Annotated in this window: 13 protein-coding genes; 8 read left to right on the top strand and 5 right to left on the bottom strand. The window is 71.6% G+C overall.

The genetic code is table 11. The features are described from left to right. Positions 1-36 precede the first annotated feature (36 nt). The 3 genes from IPQ09_12195 to IPQ09_12205 form a co-directional block, all read right to left on the bottom strand. Positions 37-2,136, bottom strand: a complete 2,100-nt coding sequence (locus IPQ09_12195; GenBank protein MBL0194966.1) for a hypothetical protein — start codon at positions 2,134-2,136, stop codon at positions 37-39. After that, the gene (locus tag IPQ09_12200; protein ID MBL0194967.1) at positions 2,133-4,709 is read right to left on the bottom strand and encodes a hypothetical protein; all 2,577 of its coding nucleotides are present in this window, start codon (positions 4,707-4,709) and stop codon (positions 2,133-2,135) included. The genes IPQ09_12195 and IPQ09_12200 overlap by 4 nt, the downstream gene beginning before the upstream one ends. A 122-nt stretch (positions 4,710-4,831) precedes the next feature. Beyond that, positions 4,832-5,752, bottom strand: a complete 921-nt coding sequence (locus IPQ09_12205; GenBank protein MBL0194968.1) for an ArsA family ATPase — start codon at positions 5,750-5,752, stop codon at positions 4,832-4,834. Positions 5,753-5,845: 93 nt separating this feature from the next. Here IPQ09_12205 and IPQ09_12210 point away from each other — a divergent pair, with 93 nt between their 5' ends. From IPQ09_12210 to IPQ09_12225, 4 genes are all read left to right on the top strand, one after another. Next, positions 5,846-7,516 carry a hypothetical protein gene (locus IPQ09_12210; GenBank protein MBL0194969.1) on the top strand — a complete coding sequence of 557 codons (1,671 nt, stop codon included), beginning with the start codon at positions 5,846-5,848 and terminating at the stop codon, positions 7,514-7,516. Then, the gene (locus tag IPQ09_12215) at positions 7,510-9,051 is read left to right on the top strand and encodes a hypothetical protein (protein ID MBL0194970.1); all 1,542 of its coding nucleotides are present in this window, start codon (positions 7,510-7,512) and stop codon (positions 9,049-9,051) included. The genes IPQ09_12210 and IPQ09_12215 overlap by 7 nt, the downstream gene beginning before the upstream one ends. An 80-nt stretch (positions 9,052-9,131) precedes the next feature. Continuing rightward, positions 9,132-10,769, top strand: a complete 1,638-nt coding sequence (locus IPQ09_12220) for a ribonuclease J (protein ID MBL0194971.1) — start codon at positions 9,132-9,134, stop codon at positions 10,767-10,769. Between the two features lie 66 nt (positions 10,770-10,835). Next, positions 10,836-11,402 (top strand): hypothetical protein, encoded by a 567-nt coding sequence (locus tag IPQ09_12225; protein ID MBL0194972.1) that lies wholly within the window; start codon positions 10,836-10,838, stop codon positions 11,400-11,402. A 225-nt stretch (positions 11,403-11,627) separates the two neighbouring features. On the opposite strand, the gene IPQ09_12230 is transcribed toward IPQ09_12225, so the two are convergent. Next, on the bottom strand, positions 11,628-12,401 hold the full coding sequence (locus IPQ09_12230) for a hypothetical protein (protein ID MBL0194973.1): 774 nt from the start codon (positions 12,399-12,401) through the stop codon (positions 11,628-11,630). Positions 12,402-13,272: 871 nt separating this feature from the next. Between IPQ09_12230 and IPQ09_12235 the strand changes: the two genes are divergently transcribed. Continuing rightward, positions 13,273-13,851: a hypothetical protein gene (locus tag IPQ09_12235; protein ID MBL0194974.1), complete on the top strand. Its 579-nt coding sequence runs from the start codon at positions 13,273-13,275 to the stop codon at positions 13,849-13,851. A 46-nt stretch (positions 13,852-13,897) separates the two neighbouring features. Next, the gene (locus IPQ09_12240) at positions 13,898-15,784 is read left to right on the top strand and encodes a beta-lactamase family protein (GenBank protein MBL0194975.1); all 1,887 of its coding nucleotides are present in this window, start codon (positions 13,898-13,900) and stop codon (positions 15,782-15,784) included. Positions 15,785-15,869: 85 nt separating this feature from the next. Here the strand turns inward: IPQ09_12240 and IPQ09_12245 are convergent, their stop codons facing one another. After that, positions 15,870-16,319 (bottom strand): MAPEG family protein, encoded by a 450-nt coding sequence (locus tag IPQ09_12245; protein ID MBL0194976.1) that lies wholly within the window; start codon positions 16,317-16,319, stop codon positions 15,870-15,872. A 263-nt stretch (positions 16,320-16,582) separates the two neighbouring features. Between IPQ09_12245 and IPQ09_12250 the strand changes: the two genes are divergently transcribed. Both IPQ09_12250 and IPQ09_12255 read left to right on the top strand, forming a co-directional pair. After that, entirely contained in the window at positions 16,583-18,049 is a 1,467-nt protein-coding gene (locus IPQ09_12250; GenBank protein MBL0194977.1) for a DNA ligase, read from the top strand. 46 nt (positions 18,050-18,095) lie between these two features. After that, complete coding sequence (locus IPQ09_12255) at positions 18,096-19,523, top strand: WGR domain-containing protein (protein MBL0194978.1); 1,428 nt, start codon at positions 18,096-18,098, stop codon at positions 19,521-19,523. Positions 19,524-19,533: the final 10 nt, after the last annotated feature.

Raw genomic sequence — 19,533 nt, forward strand, 5'->3', positions numbered from 1 at the left:
ACAGACGAGACGGGACGGGAGCAAATCAACGGGCTGTTAGAACACGCCGACGAGTTGGAGCCGCGGCCCGTGGAAGAGATCCGTGCCTCCGAGCTCGACCTTCTTGTCCACGGTGTAGGTCGTGCCCTTGTCGCTCTCGGTGGCGCGCAGCCCCGAGATCACCGTCTGGTAGAAGATCTCGGCGTGGTATTGCAGCTCGAGCAGCACGCGCAGGCGGCTGCGACGCGGCGTGAGGCGGAGTCGCCCGCCGAGCCCGGCCGAGCCGTCGAGCACGATCACCGTGGGCTTCTCGACGTTCAGGTTCGCGAAGAAATACCGCGACGGCCCAGCGCCCCCGTAGAAGCCGAGATCGCCGAACAGCGACACCATGCGCCCCTCGCCCTGGCCAAAGCGGAACGTGCCGCCGCCCATGTAGTACTGGGTCGTGAGCTGTTGGGCGGGGCTCTCGCGATCGAACTTGAAGTTTTGGCCCTCCGAGCCCGGCGGCGCCACGTCCTTCAGCTCGTAGAGTATGCGCGGCAGCCGGTAGCTCATGTAGCGAAAGCCGAGGACCGTCTCCTCGATCCACAGTCGCCCCACGGCCTCCGGCGGCAGGTGACCGGCGATGTCATAGCCGATGTCGAGCTGCGTGAACGAGAGGCGTAGCGGCGCGCGGCTCACCTCGCCGGTGTCCTGCCCGGTCGTAGGATCGACCGCAATTTCACGGACTTGTCCTGCGGTAAACGTGGCGTTCTTCAGCCGTGTACGAATGCCCACGAGCCCGGCGCCGATGTCGAGGATGTCGCTCGCGAAGCCGGTGAGGCCGAGCCGCTCGCCGAGGGACCCCGAGCTCTGGATCGTGCCGTTGGCGCCGAAGAGGCGATCGGTGGTGAACGCCCCGTTCAAGCTGGCGGCGTTCTGCAGATGGAGCCAATCGAAGGCGACGATGAGGCGCGCGCCCACCATCGCCACGGGCGCCACGTCGTACTGCAAGCGGCGCGTTCGCCCGGTGTAGTCACCCGCTACGCCGTTGGTGCTGATCTGGTTGTAGAAGAGCACCTCGCCGTCGAGCTTCGCGTGGGCGCGGATCGAGTCCCACTGCACGCCCACGACCTGGTCGACGATGCTCTGCCGGTAGCGGAAGCCGGCCGTGGCCTCGCGCTCGGTGTGGAGCTCCGTCGCGAGCGCGGAGACGGCGCGGCTGAGGACTCGCTCGTCGGCCGCGCTGCTCGCCTCGAAGCGCTGCGCGCGCCCCGGCACCTCGGAGAGGCCGAGCCGTTCTTCGTGCTCGGCCGCGCTCCCTCCGCCCGTGAAAATGTCCCGCTGCGCGGACTGTATCGCGCGCGCCGCTTGCCCCCGCAGCACCGGCACGAGCGCCTGGCCCTCCAGCGTGACGCGGAGCGCGACGGAGAAGACCGCGAGCCCGTCGCGGGCGACGCGGTCCTTCACCGGATCGGACGTGTCGGCGCGGGCGAGCGAGTCGAGCGCGGCGACGAGCGGCGCCTCTGCGGCCGCCGCCTGCGTGGTCGCGACGGCGAGCACGCGCCGGGCCTCGACGAGCTCGCTGGGCACGGGGAGGGGCGCGCCATCCCGCGGCCGCGGCTGTCGCGCGAAGGCCTCGGCGAGGCGGCTCTCGACGACGAGCGCGTCGCCGTGGGCGTTGACGGCGAGCGCGTAGCGGGCCCACAGGCCCTTCAGGTTCTTCGCCTCGGGCGTGAGCGTGGCCACCGCGTCGAGCACGCTGGGGTACGTCGCCGCTCGCGGGGTCGCGGCGGACCGCGCGACCCGCTCCAGGTGCGCGCGGTAGATCTTTACGGTCGGGATTTCGTGCTCGTGGCTCTCGTACGGGGGCTTCGACGCGAGCTCCGACTTCAGCCGATCGCCCACGGTGCCGTCCAGCCCGAGCATGGCTACCCAGCCCCCGGCGCCGTCGGACGGAGAGTAGGGGGTCGCGGCGAGCAGCTGCCCGACGAGCGCGCGCGCCGCCGCGAGGTCGCGCGCGCGATCGATGACCACCTCCGGCACCGCCTCTTCGTTGGCGAACGCGCGCGCCGCCCGCACGTTGAACGTGGCGGGAGCGCACCCCCCTAACGTCGGCGCGGCGAGCGCGGCGAGTAGCAGGCCGAGCCCTCCGCGCGCGAGACGAGCGAGGCTCACTGCCCGGCGATCACCCGGTCGAGGTCGAACATGCCGGCGCTGATGATCGAAGACTCCGACCCCTGCGCGGCGAGCGCGACGCTGCGGAAGCTCGCCTTCTGGAAGCGCTCGCGGTTCTGCCAAAAGGTCGACTTGGTGTCGGTCTTGATGTCGAGGCCGAGCTGCACGTTCTTCGGAGGGACGAGGGCCAACAGCGGGAAGGCCGCGGTGTGCTCGTCGAACAGCGCCGCGTTGATACGATCCGACTCCTTGTAGAGTGCATCAAACAGACTCGCGGCTGCCCGGGCGCGGTCGCCGCTCGTCGACTCGAGCACGGCCGACTCGTACGACTTGGCGAGATCGCCGTCGACCGAGAAGCGCACGCCGAGCGGGTACGTGGAGTAGCGCTTGCCCGCGAGCACCTGCGGGACAAGGCGCTCTGCCTCCTGGATGAGGCGGTAGGCCTTCACCTGTTTGTCGAATACGCCGGCGAGGGCGTCGAGGTCGCGACTCCACTTCGCGTCGACGTCGCGCCGCGCCGCCTCCTTCGTGGTCTTGCCGCGCGCGTTGTCGATGCGGTCCATCTGCACCGTGGCGAGGTACTCGCGCAGCGCGGCCCGGTACTGCTCCTTCGTACGCGCGGTGAGGACCTCCAGGGCCTTGTCGTCGAGCCGGTAGTCGACGGTGATGGATGCGTTCGGTCCGTTGAACGCGTCCGGGTTGTCAGAGCCGACCGACTGGAGCGCGAGGCGGGTGAACGCGACCTCGTGGAGGAGCTTCTTGTAGTCCTCGGCGAGGCCGGCGATCTCCTTGTCGAACGCGGCGAGCCCCTCGGTTCGGAGGCGCACGTGCGCGGGGTCGTCGAGCAGCGCGACCACGCACTTCTCGTCGAGCTGCGCGGCGGTGTGGTGGCCGTTCTTGCCGGCGGCCGGCTTGGCCGCGATGAAGCACTTGGTCTTCACGGCGGCGTCGAGCGCGTTGCCGAAGCTGTCGAGGGTCTCGAGGGCCTTCGCGCCGGCGACGGAGAGGATGAGGGCGTCGCCCGCGTCGATGAGCAGATCGTCGTCGAGGTGGCTGTCGCTCGCGACGGTCTGGATGAAGAGGTTCGCCTCGCTGCGGAAGTTGTCGGGGTTCTTCGCGTCGAGGGTCTGCGCGGCGACGCCGACGCGCGTGAACCCGTGGTCGGTCTGGAACCAGCCGCCGTGTTTGTTCAATGAATCGAAGAGGATAGCGCGGGTTCCCTCGGGCGTCTGGACGACGAAGGTGCCCTCCTTCTCGACCACCGCGCGGTGGTAGACGTTCATCCCGAGCAGCTCGAACCCGAAGTTTCGCGTCGAGGTGGTGGACGCGCGGACCGCGTCGAAGTCGACCCGCACGGCGGGGTCTTTCTGGTCGAGATCGCGGTTGTACATCGCCTGCGCCAGGCGGAGATCGAGGTGCAGCGCCTGCTCCAGCGCGCGGTCGACCTCTTCCTTGTTGCCGCCGTCGAGGTGCACGCGGATGCGCGACATGCTGATGCGCCCGGACGAGCTCGAGGCGCCCGCGTCGACGCTGAAGGTCAGGTACTGGTTCAGGCGCTTCTCGACGGCCTTCTCGACGAGCTTCGCCAGATCGACGCTGCGGCCGCCGAGGGTCACCGGCCGCAGGCAGCGCTCGCGGTCCTCGCAGACGCCCTTGATGCCGAACCCGTCGCTGATGCCCGCGCGCACCGAGAGGCCGCGCCCGTTCTCCACGCCCACGTCGATGGCCACCTCGTCGCCGGCGAGGCGCACGAGCTGCACGTCGACCTGGCCGCCCACGACCGTGGACACGCCGGCGGAGGCTACGACGCGATAGAGCACGCCGCCCGTCGGCTCGGCGACGAGCAGGGGCATGCCAAGTCCCACGTTCGCGCCGAGCTTGCCCTGGCCGCGGAGCGCGAACGACTCGCCCACCTTCATCTTGCGGATCTCGGCGGAGCTGCGCGGATAGACGAAGCCGCGGGTCTCCTTCAGCGCCTTCAGCGGCGCGTTCAGGAGCGAGACCAGCCCCGAGTCGGGCGTGGCGATGATGACGCGCGACGAGAGCTCGGTGTTCGCGTCGAAGCCAAGGCTGGTCTGCACCGGGAAGCCTGGGGCGTCGAACGACCACGAGTGCCCGATGCCGGCGCGCATGAGGAAGCCCGACTCGACGTAGTACTCGTCGCCGCCGGCGCGCAGCCGCTCGAGGCGGAGCTTGTTCACCTCGGTGCCGATCTCGTTCTCGCCGAAGCGCGCGCCGAGCCCCGTGACCACCTCCCCGAGCCCCTTCACGCGGGCCGAGGCGGGCAGGACCTTGTTCGGCTCGGCGGCGACGCCGAACACCTGCGGCGGCTCGAAGCGCAGCGCGAAGTTGCCGGTGGAGAGGCCGTCGTTCAGACCGTCGGTCGCGAAGCCCACCGCGACGCGGGAGAGATCGCCCAGGTCGAGCTTCTTCGCGTCGGCCCAGTAGGACTTGAGCTCGGTGACGTGCTCCTCGGCCTCGCCGGCGGCCGCGTCTTCGGGCAGCTCGCTCGAGCAGGCGACGCTCGTGAACAGGGCGAGGGTGAGGACCGGGACGATTCCAAGACGGCGCATGGGCGAGACCTCCGAAGATCCCACGTTATGCGCACAGCGGGGGAGAACTGCACGGAAATTCCGCCAGAAACCCGCGGTGCCCGCTCGCGCGTTCAGCTCGGCGGAGCCGCCGTAGCGGGCCGCTAGGTCAGGCGGCGCGAGAGCCGCAGGATGGCGTCAGGGCGGGCGGCGTCTTCGAAGAGCTGCGGCAAGAAGGAGGGCCGCACCGGCAGCTCCTTCGCGAGCCGCGCGAGGCACGCTGCCTGGACGCGCTCGCGGGCGGACCGCGCCTTGCCGACGCTCACCGCCGCGTCGGCCGGGGAGCGGTCGCCGTCCGTCGTGGTGGCCTCGAGCGCGGCGCGCTCCTCCCGCGAGAAGAGCGGCGGGAGCACGCAGTTGACGACGATCTTGCCGATGGGCAGGCCGAGCTCGTCGCGGAGCGAGCGCGACAGCTCGATCGTCTCTTGGGTGGGCATCTCCTCCGGCAGCGTCACGAGCACGATCGCGCACGTCGCGGGGTCTTGGAAGAGCGCCCACGCCTTCTCGGCTTCGCGCCTCAGCAGGCCCGCGGGCGCCACGTCGAGGATGACCTTCGGCACCCGCAGCATGTCGAGCCCGTGGCCCGTCGCCGGCGCGTCGAGGATCACGACGTCGTACTTGTTTCGCCCGTCCGCCAGGGTCTCCGTCGTGTGCCACCACGCCTTGCCCAGCATGGCCCACTCGTGCATGCCCGGCACAGCCGCGAAGAACGCGCGCACGTAGTCGTTGTCGAACAGAAGCGTGTAGAGTGCACGGGAGTTCAGGGTCATCATCCCGTACTCCTCCATGGCCACCTCGGGCTCCATGTTCACGGCCCACACGTTGGGCGCGACCGCCATCACCTCGGTGCTGATGAGGTCGGACCCGAACATGGTGGAGAGGCGCTCCTTCGCGTTGCACATCGCGACGAGGACGCGTTTGCCCTTGTGGGCCAGCGCCAGCGCCTCGGCGGCGGCCACGGTGGTCTTGCCGACGCCGCCCTTGCCAGTGACGATGAGGAAGCGCCGCGTCTCGAGCCCAGACATCCCGCCGGTGATAGCTTCTTTTGCGCCCCGAGGACAGACGCTCCCGCGGGGGAGGCTTCAACGCCGCGTGGTTTGCGTGTAGAACCCGCCGCCGTGCCGCCAGAGACCCCCGCCGTCGTCGCGAGCCCGCCGGGCTCCCCGGTGGGCCTCACGCGCCTCCGCGCGGTGCTCGACGTGGTCACGCGGTTCGACCTCGCGCTCGCGCTCTGCGGGATCGCCTTCGGCGCCCAGTCGCTCCTCTACCCCTTCGGCCGCGACCAGGCCACGCACGGCTACATCGGCCGCGAGTGGCTCGCCGGACGCCTGCCGTTCGTCTCGACCTTCGACATCAAGACCCCGGGCATCTTCTTCGCCCACATGACCGCCTTCTTTCTGTTTGGCGATCACATGTGGGGCATTCGAGTCCTCGACCTCTTCGGCTGCGTGCTGCCCGTCGGCGTGCTCGCCGCGTACGCCGTCACGCCGCGCGGCGAGCGCCCGCGCCCCGGCCTCATCGGCTTCGGCGTGCTCGCGGCGAACCTGCTCACTTTCGGCCCGTTCGACTTCTGGAACACCGCGCAGTGCGAGAGCTTCTGCAGCGTCTTCGCGCTGGCCGCCATGACGAGCTCCGTCCGCGGCTCGTCGCGCGCGGCGCTCGCGTCGGGCGTCCGCGTGGGGCTCTTCGCCACGCTCGCGGTTTTGTTCAAGCCGCCCACGGCGTTCTCGGCGCTGGCCGCCTACGGCGTGCTCCTCTGGGCGCTCGCGCGCCAGCAGGACGACCGGCGGGCCACGCTCCGCAGCGCGCTGCTCGCCACGGCGGGCTGCGCTGTCGGCGCGGCCCTGCCCCTCGCCCTCATGTTCGGCTACTTCGGCGCGAAGGGCGCGCTGCCCGCCATGCACGAGGTGCTCGTGGTCATCGCCCGGCAGTACGTCGTCGGGGGGAGCTACGTGAACGGCGTGCTCCAGGGCCTCCAGTCCACCACCTGGGGCATCACCAATTTCAACGCGACGTTCATCGTGGTGGCGAACGCGCTCCCGGTCCTCGCGTACCGCGCCCGCGCGCGCGGCGACCGGCACACGGTGCTCCTCTGTGGGGCGGCGGCGGCGGGCCTCGTGGCGGGCGTGCTCACCGTCGTGATCCAGCTGAAATTCTTCACCTACCACTGGGTGGCGATGGTGGGCCTCCTCGTCTTCGCCGTCACGGCGCTGGCGCGGGAACTCGACGACCGCCTCCGCGCGTCCGGTGGCGTGGTCGCCATGAAGGGGCCGCTCGCGGTCCTCGTGCTGCTCCAGCTCGTGGGCGCCGCGCAGGGCGCGCGAGGCCTCCAGGTCGCCAAGCGCGCGCTCTACCTCGCGCGCACTGGAGATCGCGCACCCCTCGATCAAATGTGGACCCTCCCGAATTTCTACGCGTGGACCGACTCGCGCGCCGTCGGGATGTGGGTGCGAGACCACGCGGCACCCGACGATCGCCTCGCGGTGCGCGGCTTCGAGCCTCAGATCTACTTCGCCGCGAACAAGCGCTACGACGGGCGCTTCTTCTGGAGCACGTTCCTCACGGAGAAGCGCTTCTCGGCCGGGCGAGACCGCCTCTCGCAGGAGGACTTTGCCTCCTTCAAGGCGGCGCCGCCGCGCTGGGTCGTCGCGCTCACCTACGAGCACACGGGCGTGAACGCCGCGGAGACCTACGAGCGCCTCGGCTACGTACGTCGCGAAGAGACGGACTCCTTCACGGTGCTCGAGCGCCCGGCGGCGCCCACCTTCAGAGACCAGACGTCGTGGTGAAGCCGCGACTCGCCAGGGTCGACGCTGCGCTGTTCGCCTTCGCGGCGCTCATCGGCGCCGTCCACCTCACGACACCGTTCGGCCGCGAGCACGCGCTGACCGCGTACGTGGCCCGCGCGTGGCTCCATGGCGCCACTCCATACCGCGCGACCCTCTCGTTCGACGCCCCCGGGCTCGTGGGGCTCCACGCGTTCCTCGCGCTGCTGGGGAACCACGGCGCCGTGCCGCTGCGGGTCGCGGCGCTCCTCGCCGTCCTCGCAGTGGGGGCCCTCGCGCCCTTGGTGGCGCTCCCGCGCGGCACGACCCTCGCGCCCGGGGTGCGCGGGCTCGCCGCCTGCGGCGCGAGCTTGTTCGCGCACGGGTACTTCGACTTCTGGACCTCCGGGCGCGGCGGGGTCTTCGTGGCCGCCGCGCTCCTCGGGGCCGCCGCGGCGCTGCTCCGCGATCGCCACGCGCTCCGCGGGCCCTTGGTCGCCGGCGCGCTCCTCGGCGTCGCGCTGACCCTGCGGACCGCCGCGTTCCCGTTCGTGCCGCTGCTGCTCGGCGTGGCGTTCACGGACCCCGCCGGAGGTGCCCAGCGCGCCCGTCGAGTGGGCCTCGTGCTCGCGGGGGGCGGTGTCGCCATCGCCTTCGCGCTGCTCCCGATCGCCGCCGGCGGTGGCCTGTCCGACGCCCACGATCTCTTGTGGTCCGCGCGCTGCGTCTTCCTCGGCGAACCGCGCTGGGAGACCTTCGGCGCCGCCCTTTTCTCGGCGCGGCTCTGGGCCACCTATGAGCCGGTCACGAGCCCGCTCGCCTTCGTGTTCCTCGCGGGCGCGCTCCGCGCCGCGCTCCAGCGCGATGCAGCCGCGTTCGGCCGCGCGGTGTTCGTCGCGGGCTTCGCGCTCGCCTCCGTCGTGAGCCTCGCCGTCGTGGGCTCGAGCGATCTGTCGGAGCCCGAGCTGCTCGTTGGGCTCGTCGCGCTCGTCGTGGCCTCCGTCGCCCACGAGATTGCGCGCATGTTCCCCCAGGCGGTGAAGCGCGCTCACGCCCTGTTTCTTGCACAGTGCATCTTTTTCTATGCCATCTCCTGCTGGGAGATCTGGACGCCGCCCGCCGTCTACGGGCTCCGCTGGCGGGCCCTCGCGCGCCGTGTCACGGGCCGCTACGACCAGCGCGCCTACCTCGCGACCTTCGACGCGCGGGCGCTCGGGTTCTTCCCCGCGGAGCAGTGGGAGCTCGCGGCGTGGCTCCGCGCGAACACGGGACCGGGCGACAACATCCTCGTGCGCGGCTACGAGCCCGGCCTTTATCTCTTCGCGGGGCGCCGGTACGAGGGGCGCTTCTTCACGACGGCCCAGCTCACCTGGCCGAACTGCGCCTACAAGCGCGGCGCGTGGCTCGCCCAGGACCGCGACGATCTCGCGCGCACCCGGCCGCGCGTGGTGATCGCCATCGCCGGCGCCCCTGGCCTCGACGGGGAGGAGAGCGTCCGCTCGGAGGGGTATGAAGTGCGGTTCCGCACCGCCCATTTCGTCGCGCTCGCGCCAAGGTAACGCGCCGGCGTCCGGCCGGGCGCCACCAAGGGCCCGCCCCCACGGGACCGAAGGCGAGCCGACTGTGCTACGGGTGCGCGATGTCGGACGCACGTGTGCGCATCGTGCCGCTGGGCGGGCTCGGCGAGGTGGGCATGAACTGCCTCGCGGTGGTCGCTGGAAAGCGCGCCGTGGTCATCGACTGCGGCGTCACCTTCGCAGACGCGCACCTCGGGGTCGACGTCACGCACGCCGATCTCTCGTTCCTCGATCACGTGCAGCTTGCAGGGGTCGTGCTCACCCACGGCCACGAAGACCACATCGGCGCCCTGCCGTACCTCTTGCGGCGCCACGACGTGCCGGTGTTCGGCCCGCCCTACGCCCTCGAGCTCGTGCGCGAGCGCCTGCGTGAGCACGAGGTGCTCGCCCACGCGCGGCTCATCGAGCGCCGCGTGCGCGAGCCCTACGACGTGGGCCCGCTTCGGGTAGAGCACGTGCGGGTCACCCACTCGATCGCCGACGCCACGGCCCTCGCGCTGCGTACCTCAGCCGGGCTCGTGGTCCACTCCGGCGACTTCAAGTTCGACGAGTCGCCGCCCGACGGCGAGGCCTTCGACGAGGAGCGCCTGCGGGCCCTCGGCGACGAGGGCGTGGCGCTGCTCCTCAGCGACTCCACGAACATCGAGTCCGAGGGCAGCGCGGGGAGCGAGGCCGGCGTGGGCGACGCGCTCCTACGGGTCACCCAGGCCACCCGCGGCGCGGTGGTGGTGGGCATGTTCGCGTCCAACGTGCATCGGCTCCGGCTCCTCGGCGAGGTCGCGCGGAAGACGGGCCGCAAGCTCGTGCTCCTCGGCCGAAGCGTGCGCACCCACGCGAAGGTGGCCCACGCCACGGGGTACCTCGAGTGGGCGAGCGACGCCACGTTCCGAGACTCTCGCGTCGGCGAGCTGCCGCGGAGCGCCATCCTCGCCGTCGCCACGGGCACGCAGGCGGAGGAGCAGGCGGCCCTCGCGAAGCTGGCTCGCGGCGAGCACCCCACCCTCACGCTCGGGCCGGGCGACGCGGTGGTGATGTCGAGCCGGGTCATCCCGGGGCGCGAGCCCGAGGCCTACGCCATGCTGAGCGCTCTCGTGCGCCGCGGCGTCACGCTCCACACGCGCAGCACCGACCGAGGACTCCACGTGAGCGGCCACGCCCACCGGGACGAGCAGCGCCGGCTCCTCGAGCTCGTTCGGCCGCGAGCGTTCATGCCCGTGCATGGTACACGTGTTCACCTGGAGCGCCACGCGGAGCTCGCGCGCCAGGTGGGCGTGGCAGACGTCGCGGTGATCGAGAACGGTCAGTCCCTCTGGCTCGACGCCGACGGCCTGTCGCGGGGCGACGATGTGCCGGCCGGGCGGGTGGCGATCTACGCGAAGCGCGCGATCACGCCCGAGGTGCTCGAAGAGCGCCGCGCCCTCGCGAGCTCCGGGCTCGCGTCCTGCGTGCTCTTCGTGGGGCCACGCGGCGAGCCCTCGGCCGCGCCGCGCGTCAGCTTCACGGGCGTGGTGGAGGCCGCGGGTGAGGCGCAGATCGCGCGCGACGCCCGCGAGGAGATCACGCGCGCGGTCGAGGCGCTCGGCCCGCCGCTCACTGACGAGCGCCTCTCCGAGTGCGCCAGCATGGCGGTGAGGCGCGTGGCTGGGAAGGCGCTCGGGAAGCGCCCGCTCACGGCGGTGCACGTCGTGCGGACACCGTAGTCTGCACGAGGGGGGTGCGGGGCGCGCGGGGGTGCGGGGGTGCGGGGGCGCGGGGGTGGGGCGCGCGTGGCGCGCGTGAGAGAGAGAGAGAGAGAGAGAGGGAGAGAGAGAGAGAGAGAGAGAGAGAGAGGGAGAGAGAGAGAGAGAGAGAGAGAGAGAGAGAGAGAGAGAGAGAGAGAGAGAGAGAGAGAGAGAGAGGAGAGAGAGAGAGAGAGAGAGAGAGAGAGAGAGAGGGAGAGAGAGAGAGAGAGAGAGAGAGAGAGAGGAGAGAGAGGAGAGAGAGAGAGAGAGAGAGAGAGAGAGAGAGAGAGAGAGAGAGGAGAGAGAGAGAGAGAGAGAGAGAGAGAGAGAGGAGAGAGAGAGAGAGAGAGAGAGAGAGAGAGAGAATCGCGCGGGTGGATGTTGGTGCATCCTGCACAGATGCGCTCCCCGCTGCTCGCCCGCGTCGTGCTTCCCCTTCTCGCCACCCTCGCGCTCTCCGCGAGCGCTCCGGCGGCGTGGGCGGACATCCCTCCGAACAAGCCTGGGTGCAAATGCAGCGCCCCCGGGGGGTCGACCGGGGGCGCGTGGCCTGCGCTGCTCGGTGTGGCGGCCGGCGCGCTCGTGCTCGGGCTGCGGAAGCGACGAGACTAGAGCGCCGAACCGCTTGATTCGGTCGGCTTCTCGCCGATTTACGTCGCCGTACTTCGTTGCTCCTCCTCGCCCAGCAGCAGTAGGACTCGTCGTCGCGCCTCGCACGGCTCGCAACTCGGCGAAAATCCTCGGTCATCAAGCGGTTCGGCGCTCTAGCCGCGCTCCTCGGCGTGGCGGCCGGCGCCCTCGTGCTCGGGCTGCGGAAGCGACGGAGCGAGCGCTAGCTCACTCAGGCGCGGCGTCTCCGGGGCCTGCGTCGGCTCCGGGGCCCGCGCCGCAGAAGAAGTCAGCGACCTTCGCGTACGATTCGTCGAAGTTGCCCCCCTCGCACACGGGCTTCCAGCGCTCCGCACCGGCCGCCAGCGCTGCCTCGCAGGCGGAGTCCACCGTGTCGCGGCAGACGCCCCCGGTCGCCCGGGCTTGGCAGTCGCTGTGCTCCGCTGCCCCGCACGAGGCGCAGCTCGACGCGACGCACACCGCCCGCTGCGCGACCTTCACCGCGCACGCGGGCAGCGCGAGCACGAGCGCGGCGCACGACCACACGTTGGGCCTCACGGTGCTCTCGGTCGTTTGCACGAGCGCGCCGATCGGGGTCGTGTCGACGGGATCGCCCGGCAGCGGCCCGATGAGGCATCGCGCACATAGCTTGTTTTTCTCGATCACCGCGGTGCACGCCTCGTAAGCAGCCGAGCTGCTCAGGCACGCCGCGCGAAACTCCCGCGCCTCTGGCTCGCTGCACCGCATGGTGCCCGCCGAAGGAGCCACTCCAGGCAGGATCAGCGCCGCCGAGTCGTCGTAGCAGTCGCGGGGCTCGGTGCGGCCCGAGTCCACACGGGGAGGCGGCGCGGCCTCCGGGAGCGGCGTGGCTGGCGCGCCGTCCCACTCGGGGCCACCTGGAGCGCCGTAGGTTAGGACGGAGCAAGAGAGGCTCGCCTCCCCCGCTACCACCACCATCGCGCCCGCGCCGAAGAGCACTCCCGCGCGCGTGGCGCGCGCCACCCCGTTCGGCGGAGCCGGGACCGCGCGCGACTCGTGCGCGCCGCAATACGGACACGCCGCGCCGTCTCGAGCGTGTCGGTCGCACCGCGCAGAGTCGGAGAGCCATGGTGCAGTGTGCGCGCAGTGGCCCGAGTGGCTATGAGAGATGGCGGCAAATCCCGGCTTGTAGGCAGTCCAAGCGCGAGCCACCCAGGAATCACGGGTAGGTTTAGCGCCGCGGTGCGGGGGGACGCGCGATATCCGCCCGCGGGGCGCGGCTCGCCGTGGATGTCGCATGGACATCCGAACAGCCCGCCGCTGCGGCGCGCTTCGCGCACCGTCACCGTGAGCTCTCACTGCCCCGGGCTTCAGCCCGGGCAGCTGCGAGGCGGGACTTGCACGCTGAGAGATCGCGAGCGCCGAGCGCCTTGGACCGGCGAATGGGGCTGTTCGTCCCGCCCGTCACGTGGTGTCGTTCGTTCATGGTTCCTCGCACGCCGCTCCGCGCCCTCATGGTCGCCTCGTCGCTCTCGCTGGCGCTGCTCGCCTGTGGCGGCGGGGTGCCGGAGCCGGCGGTGCCGCCCACCCCGGCGCCGGAGCCGCCGCCCACGCCGAAGCCCGCCGTGGCCGCCGTGCCGCCCGCGCCGGTCAAGCCCGGGCCGTGCGCCACGGTCGACGCGTGCGCGAAAGAGGCCCGCGAGCGCGCCGAGCGCCATGAGGTGCCCGCGCTCCGCGAGGCGCTCGCCCGCGCGTGCCACATGGGGTCGATGCCCCACTGCAGCGAGGGCGGCGCCGCGTGGCTCGCCGAGCCCGCCGACAAGGGCCGCGCCCTCGCGCTCTACTCCCACGCCTGCGGCGAGCGGGCCAAGATCCCGACGCGTGCGCCCAGGTCGTGGGGCTCCGCGCGGCCGCGGGCGACGAGCCCACCGCGCTCGTGCGCGAGGCCGAGGCGGCCTGCAAGGGCGGCGCCCGCGACGACGCGGCCAAGCGGGCGCGCGCCGCGGCGTGCCTCACGCTCGCCGAGGCCCGCGTGAAGGGCGGCGCGGCCCCGGAAGGCGCCGCGGTGGCGCGAGCGCACCACCAGGCCTGCGAGCTCGGCAGCGACGAGGGCTGCAAGGCCGAGAAGGCCAACGCGAAGCCTGAGCTGCTCGCGGGGGCGAACCTCCACGTCGACGGCATCACAGGCAACGGCATGAAGCTCGACGAGGTGGCCTGCAAGGTGTCCGGCCTCGGCGGCATGTTCGGCGCGATGACCGTCGTCGCCAGCTTTTCGCCCCGCAAGGGCCGGCTCGACGCCTGCGCGAAGACGAAGACCGAGGTGGTCGTGAAGTGGGTCGGGAAGGGGGGCGCCATGACCGACATCCGCGCCTCGGGCGGTCCGCCGCCCGTCAACGCGTGCGTCGAGCGCGCTTTGGCCGGCTCCAAGGTCGCGCTCGCCGGGCCGTGCGCCGCACGCTTCCAGGTGCACTGAGGGGCACGCGATCTCTTCGAGGAGACTGGAGACGCTCGCGTCCCTCGTGATCCCGCTCGTCGCGGCGCTGCTCGTGACGAGCGCCGCGGGTCGAGAGAGCCCATCGCGCGCGCCGCTGGGGCCCGCCGCGTCCGCGGAAGCGCGGGCGGAGCCGCAGGACACGATCGCGGCGATCGCCGCGCGTCGCGGCGTGCCAGGGCTCGCCTTCGGCTTCACGAACGGCGCTCCGGGAGAGCCAGTCGTGGGGAGTCTTGGTGTGGCCGACCTCGGGTCCCGCACGGCGGTCACGCCCGATACCGTGTTTCGCGTCGCGTCGATGAGCAAGCTCTGGCTCGCGCTCTCGCTCCTCTCGCTCGAGGGGGCGGGGCGCCTCTCTCTCTCGTCGCGAGTCGCCGAGCTCTTGCCCGACCTCGCCTTCGACAACCCGTGGGAGGCGACGCACCCGCTCCGGGTGGTGCACCTGCTCGAGAGCACGACCGGCTGGGACGAGCTCTCTCCGCGCGCCTTCGCGTGGGACGAGCCTACCCCCGCGACCGTCGCGGACGCCGTGCGGGAGACGCGCTCGTCGCGGGTGTCGCGCTGGGCGCCCGGCTCGCGCTACGCGTACAACAACGCCGGCCCCGCCGTCAGCGCGGCGCTCGTCGAGAGGCTCACGGGCATACCCTACGACGAGTACGTCGCCGAGACATTCTTCCGCCCGCTCGGGCTCGCGAGCGCGACGTTCCTCCCGCCGCCGCGCGGCCGAGGAGGCGAGCCTGGCTCGCGTTGGGCCCGGGCCTACCACGCGGGGACCGGGCGCGAAGTGCCCTATTGGAACATGCTGGTGCGCCCTGCCGCCGCCCTCAGCCTGTCGGGCCGTGACCTCGCCCGGGTGCTCCGCTTCTTCGTCGCTCGGGGCGAGGGGAGACTCCCCGCCGGCGCCCTCGAGCGCATGGAGCGCTCGGGTGGGCCAGGAGAGGCGGCCGGGCTCCCCACGGCCTACGGGCTCCACACCCAAGCGCTTCAGGACCAGGGCCTCACGTGGCGTGGGCACCGCGGAGGCATCACCGGCGCGAGCGCCGAGCTCTTCTACGTGCCCGAGCGCGGCGTGGGGTATTTCTGCGCGCTCGGCTCCGACGACGACGAGGCGCTCGACGAGCTCGGCCGCGCCCTCCGCGCGCACGTCGCGGGGGCCGGTCACGCACGTGCGCGGCCATCCGCCCCTCCCGGGCTCCCGGAGGAGGTCCTGCCCTTCTTGGGTTGGTACGAGCCCGCGAGCCTCCGCGCCGAGCGCGATCACGCGCGCGCGGCCCTCCTCGATCTCGCCCCGCTCCGGGCCCATGAAGGCAGCCTCCGACTTGGCGGGCGGGCGACCACGACCGGCGACTACTTGCCAATCTCGCCTCCACAGCTCGGATTCCGGCGCCCGAGCGAGCACGCGCCCACCCTCGCGCTCGTGACCGACGAGGGAGGCGAGAGGCTCGTCGTCACCCCTGCGGGCACGTTGCGCCGGGTGCCCACGTGGCACGCGTGGCTGCGTTTCGCGGGGCTCGGGCTCGCGCTCGCTTCGATGGCCTCGTCGGTCGCGCGCGTGGTCGTGGGCACGGTACGAACGCTCTGGCGGCGTGTGCGTCGTCAGCCTCGCGACGAGGGCCGCCCACTCCACGTGTGGCCCGCGCTCGCCGCCGTCACGCTGGTGGCGGGCGCGCTCCTCGAGGCTTGCGGCGATCCGGCACGGCTTGGACGCCCCACGGTCTGGGCGCTGGCGCTCACCCTCTGCTCGGTGCTTCTTCCCGCGCTCTCGCTGGTGTCGCTGGTGTCGCTCGTGTCCCCTCGCGTGCGCCGGTCGAGCCGCGCTGGGCAGGTCCACTCCGGCCTCGTGGCGCTCGCGCTCGTCGGGATCACGGTCTATCTCGCGGCGTGGGGGCTCGTCGGCGCGCGGACGTGGCGTTAGCACTCACTGCGGGACTTCATTCTCGGAGCGGTCTTCTGCGCCGTCAGGAAGGGGCTCCGACCGTCTGCGCCGGGCGTGACGGGAGTCAGCCGACGAACGTCCGGTAACCGATGAGCCCGAGCACGACGACCTGGATCAGCTGGGCGATGGCGAAGCTCATCGTCCGGAAGGGCTGGAGCCCTTTGACGTAGCAGACGCTGTGGAGCACGCGGAGCGCCGCGTAAGAATAAAAGAGCGCGGCTGCGACCGTCCCCGAGGTCCCCATCATCGTCAGCACGAACGCGGTGATCATGAACCATGGCGTGTTCTCGAGCGCGTTGCGGTGCGCGCGCCGGTAGCGCGCGGTGCGGTCGTTGTCGTTGTCGAGCGTGACCTTCGCCGTCTTGTTCAAGGCCTGGTCCTCGGGGTTGACGACCTCCTTGGCCTGGCCGCGAGTGAGCGCCGTCGCGTTCGCGAGACCGACGAGGTTGAGACCGAGCACGATGACGGTGGCGGCGTAGGCAGGGAAGGCGGGCAAGGACGCGAGCAGGTTCATGGGCTCTCCACGGTGTGAGGCATCGCAGGGCTCGACGCGCGGCGCAGCGGGCGCCGCCCGGATCTGGAAGTGAGCCCCCGGCCGTCACCGTACCCCATCCGCGCGCCCGGCGGCGCCGCTCCACCGGCGCCCCGAGCGTGGCAGCGCGAGGGCGAACCCAGCGGGGCTACAAGATTGTGCATCCTGCATGCAGATCCTTGCATGGAGATCGCCCGTGGCCTTCGCGCTTCCCAAGCGCGCCCGTGGCAGCGATCCTGGGGAGAATGGCCCGCGAGAAGCCCTGGTGGAAGCAGACCCCGAACCCGCCGCCCGCGCCCGCCGCGGCCGCCGCGGCGCCGGAGCCCGCCCCGCACGACCCCGGGCCCCCCGCGCTCGCCGATCTCGCCGACGGGGAGAGCACCACGATCCAGGGGTCGGGGCGCGATCCGTACGTGCTCAAGAACGTGGGAGGTGTGTATTCGTGCTCGTGCCCCGCGTGGCGCAACGCGGGCGGCGCCATCGACCAGCGGACCTGCAAGCACCTCCGGAGGCTCCGAGGCGACGCGGCCGAGACGCACCGCGTCGGCGCGCATGCGAACGCGAACGCGCGGGCTCCGCGGGAGAGCGCCGCGACGAGCGCGTCCTCCTCGGGCACGGCGCCGCCCGTGCTCCTCGCGCACGCGTGGGACAACGTCACCGACGTCACCCGCTGGTGGATGAGCGAGAAGCTCGACGGCGTGCGTGCCTATTGGGACGGCGAGCGCTTCCTCTCCCGCCTCGGCAACGAGTTCTTCGCGCCCGCGTGGTTCACCGAGCGCCTCCCGAAGACCCCCCTCGACGGCGAGCTCTGGGGCGGCCGAAGGCAGTTCCAGCGCACGGTGAGCACCGTCCGCCGGCAAGACCGCAGCGAGGCCTGGCGCGAGATTCGCTACCTCGTGTTCGACGTGCCCTCCATGCGCGCGCCGTTCGAGCAGCGCTACGCCGAGCTCGCGAGGCTGGTCGCCGAGCTCGGCGCGCCCCACGTGGAGGCGCACGTCCACGCCGAGTGCGAGAGCCTCGAGGCCCTCCGGGCCGAGCTCGCCCGCGTCGAGTCGCTCGGCGGCGAGGGGCTCATGATGCGGCGACCAGGCTCGCTCTACGAGGTCGGGCGCTCGCACACTCTGCTCAAGGTGAAGAGCTTCCACGACGCCGAGGCGCGGGTCGTTGGACACCTGCCCGGGGCCGGCAAGCACAAGGGGCGCCTGGGCGCGCTCGAGTGCGCGATGCCGAGCGGCACCCGCTTCTCGGTGGGCACGGGCCTGTCCGACGACGAGCGCCGGAGCCCGCCGCCGATAGGCAGCGTCATCACCTATCGCTATCAAGAGCTCTCGAACGACGGTGTGCCTCGCTTCCCGAGCTACGTGGGTATCCGCGACGACGTGGCGTTCCCCGCGGCGCCCGAAGCGCCGGCCCCGCGCGACTCACCGCGCCACGTGCGCTCGGTGCAGAATGCATCGAGCGCTCCCGCCGCCGCCGGGCCCGCCGGGCCCGCCCCCGGGGTGGAGCTCCGGTTCCGGCGCTTCGTGCGCGATGGCGTGTCCTGGGAGATCGCGCTCGACGGCGCCTCGCACCGCGTGCGCCGGCTGCTCCCGAACGGGGCCCTCGAGGTCGTCGCGACCACGTTTCCCCACAGCGCGGCGGCGTGGCGTGACGCGGAGGCCCGGCTGCGCGAGCGCGTCACCGACGGCTACGAAGAGGCCACCGACGACTGACGTTTTCGCTCGCGCGCCGCGTGCGCGCGCGTACGCTCTCCTCCCCATGAGCGAGCGCACGTATCTGGAGCTCTCCGAAGACGCCGGCTCCCACAAGTTCTACGAGGTGCTGGTCGACGGCAAGACCCTCACCATTCGCTACGGGCGCATCGGCGACGCCGGCCAGACCAAGGTGTCCGAGTGCGCCTCGCCCGAGAAGGCCCGCGCCGAGGCCGCGAAGAAGATCGCCGAGAAGACCAAGAAGGGGTACGCGCCCGCTGTGATGGGCGGCCGCGCGAAGCGCACCGTCACGCGCCGCGAGACCACGAGCCAGAAGCCGAGCCGATCGACCAAGCAGGCGCCGATCGTGTGGAAGTTCTCGTCGGGCAAGGAGGGCGCGTTTGGTGTCTTTGTCGACGAGGCGCGGGTGTGGGTCGGCAACCAGTCGGGCGCCATCTTCTCTCTCGACCGCGAGGGCAACGTGCTCGGGCAGTTCAAGCTGCCCGACGGCGTAAAATGCATCGTGGCCGACGACGACTGGCTGTACGCCGGGTGCGACGACGGCAAGGTCTACGACCTCGGCAGCAAGGTGCCGCGCGTGGCGTACGAAATAGCCGACGACGTCGACATCTTCTGGCTCGACATCAAAGACGGCGTGCTCGGCGTCTCCGACGCAGGCGGCAACGTCGTGATCGTCAATCACGAGGACGAGTCGCAGTGGCGAAAGAAGTCGTCGGGCTCCGGCGGGTGGATGATCCGCTGCGACGAGCTCGGCGTGTACCACGGGCACTCCGAGGGGGTGACCATGTACGACTGGGAGGACGGCAGCGAGATCTGGTCGCGAAAGACCGACGGGGCCGTGCTGTTCGGCTGGCAGGAGGAGTCGTCGGTGTTCGCCGCCACGAACCGCAACAAGGTGCACCGCTTCACGAAGCGCGGCGATGGCGACATGGTCTACTCGTGCGACGCGACAGTGTTCTCGTGCGCCGCCGCGGAGGACGGCAAATACGTGTTCGCCGCGGACAACTGCTCCTCGGTGTACTGCTTCGACGAAGAGGGAAGTCGCCTCTGGAAGCTCGCGACGGGCTGCGGCTCGGCGCTCTCGATGCAGTTCTTCGACAACCGGCTCTACCTCGTCACGAGCGACGGCACCCTCGCGTCGCTCGACGCGAGCGAGGCGGCGATCAAGGCCGCCCAGGCGGGCGAGGTCATGGTGGCGAAGACCATCGCGACCCCGAAGCCCGTCGCGGCCGCGCCGCCCGGGGAGGTGGAGACGACGGTCGACGTGAGCGACGGCGTGGTGGTCGAGTGCGTCAAAGAGGGCTCGCAGGTTCGCGTGCGAGTGGTGTCGAGCGGCTACGACCGCGGCTGGAACGTGCAGTTCCCGAAGGACCTCCGCCACGAGGGCGCGCGCTACGTCGTCGACGAGGTGCGCGAGGCGGGCCGCGGAGAGTTCTACCGGGCCCACGGCGCGATTCGTCGCCTCGTGACCTGACCGAGAAACA

Source organism: Myxococcales bacterium, assembly GCA_016720545.1.
Lineage (GTDB): Bacteria > Myxococcota_A > Polyangia > Polyangiales > Polyangiaceae > JAAFHV01.

Coding starts and splice junctions, on each gene's coding strand:
- IPQ09_12200 (MBL0194967.1), bottom strand. CDS start 4,709: ATGCGCCGTCTTGGAATCGTCCCGGTCCTCACCCTCGCCCTGTTCACG.
- IPQ09_12205 (MBL0194968.1), bottom strand. CDS start 5,752: ATGTCTGGGCTCGAGACGCGGCGCTTCCTCATCGTCACTGGCAAGGGC.
- IPQ09_12220 (MBL0194971.1), top strand. CDS start 9,132: ATGTCGGACGCACGTGTGCGCATCGTGCCGCTGGGCGGGCTCGGCGAG.
- IPQ09_12245 (MBL0194976.1), bottom strand. CDS start 16,319: ATGAACCTGCTCGCGTCCTTGCCCGCCTTCCCTGCCTACGCCGCCACC.
- IPQ09_12250 (MBL0194977.1), top strand. CDS start 16,583: ATGGCCCGCGAGAAGCCCTGGTGGAAGCAGACCCCGAACCCGCCGCCC.
- IPQ09_12255 (MBL0194978.1), top strand. CDS start 18,096: ATGAGCGAGCGCACGTATCTGGAGCTCTCCGAAGACGCCGGCTCCCAC.